This is a genomic window from uncultured Acidovorax sp. (assembly GCF_964021665.1).
Classification (GTDB): Bacteria; Pseudomonadota; Gammaproteobacteria; order Burkholderiales; family Burkholderiaceae_C; genus Acidovorax; species Acidovorax temperans.
Genome location: NZ_CAXIAK010000115.1, coordinates 1 through 9,265, shown reverse-complemented (window position 1 = coordinate 9,265; position 9,265 = coordinate 1). Strand labels below are relative to the sequence as shown.

The following is a 9,265-nucleotide window of genomic DNA, read 5'->3' as shown; positions in this document are numbered from 1 at the left end:
AAAAGCGGGGAGGTGGGCTGGGCTGCGGCGGGGAGTATTTCAGCAGCCTGTTAGGCGACCGGGTGGGGCGCTTCAGTCATCTTGCCGGGGTGCCAGCGCCAGCAATCGGGCCAGCGCCCGGTCGTGGATGCCCATCTTCACCAGGCCCTCGTGCGTGGCTTGCGCATAGTCACGCGTGGTGCCGTAGCGGCCGGACGCCTGCTCAAAAATGCGGCGGTATTCATAGTCTGGCAGCACGCCCGTGTGGTTGGGGCTTTTGCGCGACAGGGTGAACGCCAGCGCCTTCACCGTGCCGTGCGGCGTCTGGCAGGGCAGCCAGCGCGGGTCGTACACGGCGTTGACCATCTCGCGGTCCCACAGCGGGGGCATCACGTCGAGCACCCGGTGCCGCTCGATGCGAAACACCATGCCCCGGCAGCTGCCCCCGGTCAGCAGCGCAAACACCAGGCCGGGGCATTCGGGCGTGCCCCGGTTCACGCGGCTCCACATCTTCAGCGCTCGGTGCCAGCCGTGCACCTTGGCGGGCCGCTGCTCGGCGTAGTCAAAGTCGGGTCGCCAGATAAGCGAGCCGTAGCCAAACAGCCAGAGGTCTTGGTGGGGGTTCCACTGCGCCAGCGTCTGGGCCAGCATGGCAGCGGGGTCGCGCGGAGCGTGCAGGGGTGTCATGCCGTGGGGTGGCGGTGTCGGGTCTGAACAGGGGGGCTGGGATGAATGCCGAGCCGCAATTATTGGCGCCCCCGAGGGGATTTGCTGGCCGGGGCGGTGAAACCTCGGGCTGCGGTGGCGCATCGCAGGCTGGGTGAATGCTCTTATTTTGATAGCTGTTAGCGCTTGTCCGTCAAGCGCCAGAGGCCAATTTGACTAAATATTGGCTGCCAGCATGCTGCGTCGCAGCATCGAGCGGCCCTGGCGCGGCGGCGTGCGCCAGGATCAGAGGCAGGCGGCCCCTTGGGGCGCGGTATCATCCGGGCCTGCCCAGGTCGCCTGCAGCTTCCTGGGCGATTTGCGTTGTTGTTCGCTGTTGTCCTTGCTCCACGCTCCCTCCGCCTGACCCGTGCGTCTTACCTCCATCAAGCTCTCCGGCTTCAAGTCGTTCGCTGAACCCACCAATTTCATGCTGCCAGGGCAACTGGTGGGCGTGGTGGGGCCGAACGGTTGCGGCAAATCCAACATCATGGATGCGGTGCGCTGGGTGCTGGGTGAGAGCAAGGCCAGCGAGCTGCGCGGCGAGAGCATGCAGGACGTGATCTTCAGCGGCACCACCACCCGCAAGCAGGCCAGCCGCGCCAGTGTGGAGCTGGTGTTTGACAACTCCGACCACCGCGCAGGCGGCCAGTGGGGCCAATATGGCGAGGTGGCCGTGCGCCGCGTGCTCACGCGCGACGGCACCAGCAGCTACTTTCTGAACAACCAGCCCGTGCGCCGCCGCGACGTGCAGGACGTGTTTCTGGGCACCGGCCTGGGGCCACGGGCCTACGCCATCATTGGGCAGGGCACCATCAGCCGCATCATCGAATCGCGCCCCGAAGAGCTGCGCCTGTTCCTGGAAGAAGCGGCCGGGGTCTCCAAATACAAAGAGCGCCGCCGCGAGACGGAAAACCGCCTGGCCGACACTCGCGAAAACCTCACGCGGGTGGAAGACATCCTGCGCGAGCTGAACGCCAACCTCGAAAAGCTGGAAAAGCAGGCCGAGGTGGCCGCCAAGTACAACGCACTGAACGCCGACGCCACGCTCAAGCAGCACCAGCTGTGGTTCTTGAAGCGCGCTGATGCCGAGGCCGAGCAGACCAAGGTGCGCCTGGAAGGCCTGCAGGCCGTGAACGACCTCGAATCGCGCATGGCCGACCTGCGCGCTGTCGAATCTGACCTGGAAACCATCCGCCAAGCGCACTACGCGGCGGGTGACCAGGTCAACCAGGCCCAGGGCAAGCTGTACGAGGCCACGGCCGAAGTAGGGCGGCTGGAGGCTGAAATCCGCTACGTGGTGGAAGGCCGCGTGCGCGTGGAGCAGCGCCTGTCCACCCTGGCCGAGCAGATCGCCCAGTGGCAGGCCCGCAAGGAAGAAGCCGACATCGAGCTGGAAAACCTGGCCGGTGCGGGCGTGGACGCCGAAGAGCGTGCCGAACTGCTGGCGGCCCAGCTCGAAGAGCAGGCCATGCAGCTGCCCGACCTGGAAGACGCCCTGCGCCAGGCGCAGACCCGCGCCAGCGAGCAGCGCGCCAGCGTGGTGCAGGTGCAGCAGCAAATTGGCGTGCTGGCCGCCGAGCAGCGCAGCCTGGACGAGCAAAGCCGCCAGCTCGACACCCGCTACGAGCGCCTGCGCGCTGACCGCAATGCTTTGGCCGCACCCGACGAAGCCCGCCTGAACAACCTGCGCAGCCAGCTCGAAGCTGCGCAGGAGCAGGCCGAAACTACCGAAGCCCGCCTGGCAGAGCTGCAAGACACCGTGCCCCAGCTGGACGAAGACCGCCGCGCCCGCCAGCAGGACGTGAACACCGAAAGTGCCCGCCAGACTGACCTGTCGGCCCGCATGGAGGCCCTGAAGGCGCTGCAGGAAAAGGTCAAAACCGACGGCAAGCTGCGCCCCTGGCTGGCCAAACACGGACTGGATGGCATGCAGGGCCTGTGGAGCCGCATCCACATCGAACCCGGCTGGGAAAACGCCCTGGAAGCCGCCCTGCGCGAACGCCTGGGCGCGCTGGAAGTGGGGCGCCTGGACATGGTGCGCGGTTTTTTGGGCTCGAACGAAAACGACGCACCCCCGGCCCGCCTGGCCTTCTACAGCGCCCCTGCTGCGGGTGTGCCCGAGCCCACGGGCGCGCACACCCGGCTGTCAGACCTGCTGCGCATCAACGACACTGGCCTGCGCGCCGTGCTGACCGACTGGCTGCAGGGCTGCACCATTGCCCAGACGCTGGACGAAGCCCTGAACCGCCGCGCCAGCCTGCAGCCGGGCGAAGTGATCTACGTGCCCACGGGCCACGCCGTCAGCAGCCACAGTGTGAGCTTTTACGCGCAAGACTCCGAACAGTCGGGCCTGCTGGCGCGTGCGCAAGAGATTGAGCACCTGGAAAAGGAACTGCGCGCCCAGGCGCTGATTGCCGACGAATCGCGCACCGCGCTGGTCCGCGCCGAAGCGGCTTACGCCGACGCCTCGCAACGTCTGGTGGCCGCCCGCCGCGAGGCCACCGAGGCCCAAAGCCGCGCCCACGAGCTGCAGGTGGAAACCTTGCGTCTGACCCAGTTGTCCGAGCAGACCCGTGCGCGCAGCGAGCAGATTGACGCCGACCTGGGCGAGGTCGAGGCCCAACTGGCCGACCTGCAAGAGCGCCGCGTGGCTGCCGAAGCCCGCTTTGAAGAGCTGGACATGCAACTGGCCGACAGCCAGGAGCGCGAAGCCCAGCTGGGCGACCGCGTGATCGAGACCGAGCGCAAGCTGAATGCCTGCCGTGAGCAGCAGCGCATGCTGGAGCGCCAGGTGCAGGAGGCCACCTTCTCGCAGCGCAGCCTGGACGCCCGCCGCGCCGAGCTGAACCGCTCCATCGAAACCGCCACCCAGCAGGCCACGGCCCTCACCGACGAGCAGCAGCGCGCCCGCGACGAATTGGCCCGCCTGTCAGACGCAGCGGCGCAGGGCGGATTGCAGCAGGCGCTGGACTTGAAGATGGACCGGGAAAAGGCTCTGGCAGCCCAGCGCAGCGAATACGACGACCTGACAGCCAAACTGCGCGCCAGCGACGAGCGCCGCATGCAGCTCGAACGCGCGCTGGACCCGCTGCGCCAGCGCATCACCGAATTCCAGCTCAAGGAACAGGCCGCGCGCCTGGGCCTGGAGCAGTACACCACGCTGCTGACCGACGCGCAGGCCGACCTGGAGGCCGTGGAGAAATCCATTGCCGATGGCAACGTGCGCGTGCAGGGCCTGCAGGGCGAAATTGACCGCCTGCACCGCGAAATTGCAGCGCTGGGTGCCGTCAACCTGGCCGCGCTGGATGAACTGAACCTGGCGCGTGAACGCAAGGTGTTTTTGGACGCTCAAACCGCCGATTTGACCGAGGCCATGAACACGCTGGAAGACGCGATCCGCAAGATCGACGGCGAAACCCGCCAGCTGCTGTCGGGCACGTTTGAGACGGTGAACGGACACTTCGGCCGCATGTTCCCTGAGTTGTTCGGGGGCGGGCAGGCCAAGCTCATCATCACCGGCGACGAAATTCTGGATTCGGGCGTGCAGGTGATGGCGCAGCCACCCGGCAAGAAGAACCAGACCATTCACCTGCTCTCGGGTGGCGAGAAGGCGCTCACGGCCATTGCGCTGGTGTTTGCGATCTTCCAGCTCAACCCCGCGCCGTTTTGCTTGCTGGACGAGGTGGACGCGCCGCTGGACGACGCCAACACCGAGCGCTACGCCAAGCTGGTGGCCAGCATGAGCAAGGAAACCCAGTTCCTGTTCATCAGCCACAACAAGATCGCCATGGAAATGGCCGAGCAACTCATCGGCGTAACCATGCAGGAACAAGGTGTGTCGCGCATCGTGGCGGTGGACATGGAGTCCGCCCTGTCCATGGCCGACGCTTGATTTGAACTGACCCCCCCCATGAACTCATCCCTGTTACTGAGTCTGGCAATCACCGGCGGGCTGGTGCTGGCGGCCATCGTGGCCTACAACGCCTGGATCCTGCACCGCAACGCGCCCAAAAAAGCCTTGCCCCCTGACCCGGACCGCCCGGCCCCCGTCGCAGGCGATCCCTTGCTTGAACCCACCCTGCGCCAGGAACCTTCGCTCGACGCCGACCTGGGCCCGAGCAACGCCGCCAGCTATGCGAACCTGGACCAGGGGGCGGAGCCGCACGACCACACGGTGGATGCGGGCGATGCCCTGCGCATGCCGGTGCCCACGCACAGCCTGGAACGCCGCCCAGGGCTGGACCCGCTGATCGATGTGATCGCGTCCATCCAGCCCGAAGGCCTTGTCTCTGGCGACGCGGCCTTGGCCGCCTTGCCACCCACGCGCCGCGCTGGCAGCAAGCCTTTTGCCATTGAAGGGCTGAACGACGCCACCCAGCAGTGGGAGACCCCTGCACCCGGCCAGCGCTACCGCAGCTTCCAGGCCGGGGTGCAACTGGCCAACCGCATGGGCGCGCTCAACGAGATCGAGTTCTCCGAATTCGTGATGAAGGCACAGGGCTTTGCCGACGCCATCAACGCCGCCCCCGACTTCCCCGACATGCTGCAGGAAGTGGCCCGCGCCCGCGAGCTGGACCAGTTCGCCAGTGACCACGACGCGCAGCTTTTGTTCATGCTGCGCGCGCGCCAGGCCGCCTGGAGCCCCGGCTACCTGCTGCAAAATGCCGCCCGCGTGGGCTTTGTGGTGGGCGCCATGCCCGGCCGTTTGGTGCTGCCCGCCAGCGCACCCGGTCTGCCGCCCGTGCTCACCCTGGGCTACGACACCCAGGCCGCCCTGGCCGATGACCCAGACCAGTCCGCCATCCGCGACATCAGCCTGAGCCTGGACGTGGCCCAGGTGCACCGGACCGAGCAGCCCTTTGCCCGCCTGCGCGAAGTGGGCTCAGCCCTGGCAGAGGCCATGGACGGCGTGCTGTGCGACCAGAACGGCCAGCCCTTGCCCGCCATGGCCATGGACCCGATTGCCGCAGACCTGGAGCTGCTGTATGACCAGCTCGACGCGCGTGATTTGTCGGCCGGCTCGGTGCTGGCCCGCCGCCTTTTTAGCTAGAACGTGCAGCCCCTTTTGAGCCGTTTTCGGCGTCTTCTCCCCTGCGGGGAATGGCGCCCTCTCTGCGGGGCGGCCTTTGCTCGGTGTTCCTGGCGCCAGCCTTGCCCTTTGCAGGCAACGCGCCCCGTGTCTGTCGATGCCGATCACAACCCATGACCGAAAATTTAGACCTTTTTTCGGCTCCAGCGCCCGAAAATAAAGCGCAAGCAGCTATCGATTTAGAAGCAAAAGCTGCCGCCTTGCGCGCCCAATTGAATCAGTGGGCCCACCAGTATTACGTGCTGGACGAGCCCACCGTGCCCGATGCCGAATACGACCGCGTGTTTCGCGAGCTGCAGGCGCTGGAAACGGCGCACCCGCACCTCATTACCCCGGATTCGCCCACACAGCGCGTGATTGGCGCGGTGATGGAGGGGCTGGCACCCGTGCGCCATGCGGTGCCCATGCTCAGCATCCACACCGAAACCGACACCGAAGCCACTGGTGCGCAAGCGTTTGACGCCCGCGTGCGGCGCGAGCTGGGGCTGACCGAGGCTGACCCTGCTATTGAATACGTGGCCGAGCCCAAGTTTGACGGCTTGGCCATGAGCCTGCGCTACGAACGTGGCCGCCTGGTGCAGGCCGCCACGCGGGGCGACGGCGAGGTGGGTGAGGACGTGACGCACAACATCCGCACCATCCGGCAGATTCCGCTGACCTTGCCCGAGGGCGTGCCCCCGGTGCTGGAAGTGCGTGGCGAGGTGTACATGCGCCGGGCCGACTTTGATGCGCTCAACGAACGCCAGCGCGAGCAGGGCGGCAAGACCTTTGTGAACCCGCGCAACGCCGCAGCGGGGGCCGTGCGCCAGCTCGATTCGAACATCACCGCCCAGCGCCCGCTGAGCTTTTTTGCCTACGGCCTGGGGGCCATCACGCCGCCCGCTGAAGGCGGGCCGGTGTTTCGCACGCATTACGAGATGCTGCAGACTCTGAAATCTTGGGGTTTTCCGGTGGCAGCGCAGGTGCAGATTGCGCGAGGTGCTACGGAATTGGTAGCGTTTCACCAGCAGGTGGGCGCCAGCCGCGATGCGCTGCCGTACGACATTGATGGCGTGGTCTACAAAGTCAACTCGCTACAGTTGCAGCGCGACCTGGGCTTCAAGACCCGCGAGCCGCGCTGGGCCGTGGCGCACAAATACCCCGCGCAGGAGATGGCGACCAAGGTCGAAGGCATCGACATCCAGGTGGGCCGCACGGGCAAGCTCACGCCTGTGGCGCGCTTGGCCCCCGTGTTTGTGGGCGGCATGACGGTAACCAATGCCACGATGCTACACCTGGTCGAAATCCGAAAAAAAGGCGTGCGCGTAGGTGACCAGGTGATCGTGCGGCGCGCAGGCGATGTGATTCCCGAAGTGGTGGGCGTGATGGCTTCCGGCCCGCGCCCGGCCTACGTCCAGAACTTCCGCATGCCGCGCCAGTGCCCCATTTGCGGCAGCGAGGTGGTGCGTGAAAAGGGCGAGGCCAACCACCGCTGCACGGGCGGCCTGTTCTGCGCGGCGCAGCGCAAGGAAGCCATCCTGCACTTTGCCGCCCGCCGCGCCATGGACATTGAGGGCCTGGGCGACAAGCTGGTAGACCAGCTGGTGGACGCCAACGTGATTCGCACGCTGCCCGACTTGTACCGCCTGGGCCTGAGCGCCCTGGTGGTGCTGGAGCGCATGGCCGACCGCTCGGCCCTGAACCTGCTGGCCGCGCTGGAGAAGTCCAAGCAAACCACGCTGCCGCGCTTTTTGTTTGCGCTGGGCATCAGGCATGTGGGCGAGTCCACGGCCAAAGACCTGGCCAAACACTTTGGCACGCTCGATGCACTGATGGGCGTGGACGCAGAATCTGCCGCCACCGAAGAGCAACTGCTGCAGGTGCCCGACGTGGCCCCCATCGTGGCGCGCAGCGTGCACACCCTCTCCCAGCCGCCCCACCACCGCGAGGTGGTTGAGCAATTGCGCGCCTGCGGCGTGACCTGGCCCGAGGGGGCACCCACCGAACGTGGCCCGCAGGTGCTGGCGGGCAAGACCATTGTGCTGACGGGCACCCTGCCCACGCTCAGCCGCGACGCGGCCAAAGACATGCTGGAAGCCGCAGGCGCCAAAGTGGCGGGCTCGGTCAGCAAAAAGACCAGCTATGTGGTGGCTGGTGAAGACGCGGGCAGCAAGCTGGCCAAGGCCGAGGAACTGGGTGTGCCCGTGCTGGACGAGGCAGGCATGTTGGCGCTGCTGGCGGGCGAGGGTGGTGCCGCTTGAGCATGGTGTGGTGCCATGTGCCCCGCCTTGCCACGGGCGCCACGAGGCCGGTCGATCCATTCACTGAGCAGCCCCAGCCCGGGCTGAACTGAACCCATGCTCCGTTTACTCTCCACTTTGCGCACGGGCCTGATGGCTGGGGCGCGCCGGGTACTGCAAACCCTGCGCACTGTGCCCGCCCTTTGGGGCCGCTTGCAGCCCCGCAGCTGGCGCGCCTGGCTGCTGCTGGTGCTGGCCCTGCCAGCGCTGCTGGCGGTGTACACGCTGCTGCTCATCCCGTTCACCCCATCGATTGCCGACATCACCAAGGCCAAGACCGAGCGGCCCGCGCAGCTGCTGTCGGTGGACGGTAAGGTGCTGGCCGAGTACCGCTGGGCCAACCGCGAGTGGGTGGCGCTGAACCGGATCTCGCCCCATGTGGTCAACGCCCTCATCTCCACGGAGGACCACCGGTTTTACGAGCACTCGGGCATGGACTTCCGGCGCACTGCGTCGTCGGTGGTGCACACGCTGCGCGGCGATCCGCAGGGCGGCTCCACCATCACGCAGCAGCTGGCGCGCAACCTGTTCCCTGAAGAAATCGGCCGCTCGCGCACCATCACCCGCAAGCTCAAGGAAGCCATCACCGCCTTCAAGATCGAGTGGACGTACTCCAAGGATGAAATCCTGGAGACCTACCTCAACACCGTGCCGTTTCTGTACAACGCCTACGGTATCGAGATGGCCGCGCGCACGTATTTCGACAAGTCGGCCGACAAGCTCAACCTGCTGGAAAGTGCCACGCTGATTGGCATGCTCAAGGGCACGGCCTACTACAACCCCGTGACCCAGCCCGAGCGCTCGCAGGCGCGGCGCAACATCGTGCTGGCGCAAATGGTCAAGCGCGGCAAGCTGGAAGAGTCCAAGCTGGCGGCCCTGCAAAAGCGCCCTCTGCGCATTGACTTTGAACGCCAGACTGAAGCCATGGGCCTGGCCCCGCACTTCGCGCAGCAACTGCGCAAGCAGCTCATTGCCTGGGCCGATGCCAATGGCTACAGCCTGCATGCCGATGGCCTCATCGTGCGCACCACCATCGACTCGCGCCTGCAGGCCATGGCCAACCAGGCCGTGGCGCGGCAGGGCCGCCAGCTGTAGGGCATTGCCGACAACGCCTGGTCGGCCCGCACCGGCTGGAACCCCAAGAGCGAACTGGTGCATGCCCTGGTGCGCGAAACCCCGCAATACCGAGAGGCGGTGGGCAAGGGAGAGC

Annotated in this window: 4 protein-coding genes and 1 pseudogene; 4 read left to right on the top strand and 1 reads right to left on the bottom strand. The window is 66.5% G+C overall.

The annotated features are described in order from the left end of the window. Positions 1 to 72: 72 nt before the first annotated feature. Positions 73 to 666: a gamma-glutamylcyclotransferase gene (locus AADJ04_RS16580; protein ID WP_341240288.1), complete on the bottom strand. Its 594-nt coding sequence runs from the start codon at positions 664 to 666 to the stop codon at positions 73 to 75. Positions 667 to 1,054: 388 nt separating this feature from the next. Between AADJ04_RS16580 and smc the strand changes: the two genes are divergently transcribed. From smc to AADJ04_RS16560, 4 genes and pseudogenes are all read left to right on the top strand, one after another. Next, a complete protein-coding gene (gene smc, locus AADJ04_RS16575; RefSeq protein ID WP_341240287.1) occupies positions 1,055 to 4,579 on the top strand; it encodes a chromosome segregation protein SMC in 3,525 nt (1,174 codons plus the stop codon). 18 nt (positions 4,580 to 4,597) lie between these two features. Then, entirely contained in the window at positions 4,598 to 5,737 is a 1,140-nt protein-coding gene (locus AADJ04_RS16570) for a cell division protein FtsZ (RefSeq protein ID WP_341240286.1), read from the top strand. Positions 5,738 to 5,889: 152 nt separating this feature from the next. Further along, positions 5,890 to 8,016, top strand: coding sequence for an NAD-dependent DNA ligase LigA (gene ligA / locus AADJ04_RS16565; RefSeq protein WP_341240285.1), 2,127 nt, complete (start codon positions 5,890 to 5,892; stop codon positions 8,014 to 8,016). Between the two features lie 132 nt (positions 8,017 to 8,148). Continuing rightward, positions 8,149 to 9,265 (top strand): annotated as a pseudogene (locus AADJ04_RS16560) (transglycosylase domain-containing protein); the annotation flags it as partial.

Bases quoted from the DNA above. Each gene is read 5' to 3' on its own strand.
- AADJ04_RS16570 (WP_341240286.1), top strand. From the start codon at position 4,598: ATGAACTCATCCCTGTTACTGAGTCTGGCAATCACCGGCGGGCTGGTG.
- AADJ04_RS16580 (WP_341240288.1), bottom strand. From the start codon at position 666: ATGACACCCCTGCACGCTCCGCGCGACCCCGCTGCCATGCTGGCCCAG.
- ligA (WP_341240285.1), top strand. From the start codon at position 5,890: ATGACCGAAAATTTAGACCTTTTTTCGGCTCCAGCGCCCGAAAATAAA.